Raw genomic sequence first — 1058 nt, 5'->3', positions numbered from 1 at the left:
GTTCAGGACATCGCGAGGAATGGATATGGTGGAGATGGGCGTGTTGATTGTTGATGCCGATGCGCAGCGGCGCCAACAGTTGGGAACCGTGCTCTCGTTTATGGGGATCCCGTGGCAGGAGGTGGCACAAAGCGATCTGGATGTGGCCATCGAATCCTCCGGCCCGTTGCAAGGTGTGCTGGTGGGTGAGCTGACCGACCGTCCCTTGTCAGAGTTGCTGGCCGCCTTCCCCCGTACCCCCTTCCTCTCGCTGGTTGAGGCCGATCTGCCCAACAGCAACTTTATCGGGGTGGCGATCTCGCCCTTTACCTATGAATCCCTCACCCGTCATCTGCACTTCTGTCAGGCCTTTGTATCCTTGCATCCCCGTCAGCAGACCCATGACAAGGGGCAGGCCTTACTGCGTTTGCTGGTGGGCAAAGGGAAGGGGATCCAGGAGGTGCGTCGGCTCATCAGCCAGGTGGCCGAGACCGATGCCAACGTGCTGATCCTCGGGGAGTCCGGTACCGGTAAAGAGGTGGTGGCTCGCGCTATCCACGAACTCTCTTCCCGCAGCAGTGGCCCCTTCGTGCCCATCAACTGCGGCGCTATTCCTGCCGAATTGCTGGAGAGCGAACTGTTTGGCCACGAGAAGGGGGCCTTTACCGGCGCCATCGCGGCCCGTCGTGGTCGCTTCGAGCTGGCGCAGGGGGGCACCCTGTTCCTCGACGAAATCGGCGACATGCCGATGCCGATGCAGGTCAAATTGTTGCGGGTATTGCAGGAGCGGCTGTTCGACCGGGTCGGTGGCGGCAAGCCCATTCAGGCCGATGTGCGCATCATTGCGGCTACCCACCGGGATCTGGAGGCGATGATCCGCACTCAGGGTTTTCGTGAAGATCTCTACTACCGCCTCAACGTCTTCCCCATTGAGACGCCGCCACTGCGGGATCGCATCGATGACATCCCGCTGCTGCTGCAGGAGCTGCTCAACCGCCATGCCGAGCAGCACCACGGCTTTATCCGGTTGACCCAGCGGGCGCTGGAGTCGCTGATGCAGTACCCCTGGCCTGGCAACG

The 1058-nt window shown here is 61.6% G+C and carries 1 protein-coding gene; it reads left to right on the top strand.

Features of this window, described 5'->3' with window-relative positions:
* Positions 1–25 precede the first annotated feature (25 nt).
* Positions 26–1058, top strand: a 1033-nt coding sequence (locus DBR30_RS09030) for a sigma-54 dependent transcriptional regulator (protein ID WP_258224370.1), incomplete at its 3' end; no start/stop codon positions are given.

This window comes from Aeromonas sp. HMWF017, assembly GCF_003061465.1.
GTDB lineage: Bacteria > Pseudomonadota > Gammaproteobacteria > Enterobacterales > Aeromonadaceae > Aeromonas > Aeromonas veronii.
This window is presented reverse-complemented; position numbering and strand designations above follow the sequence as displayed.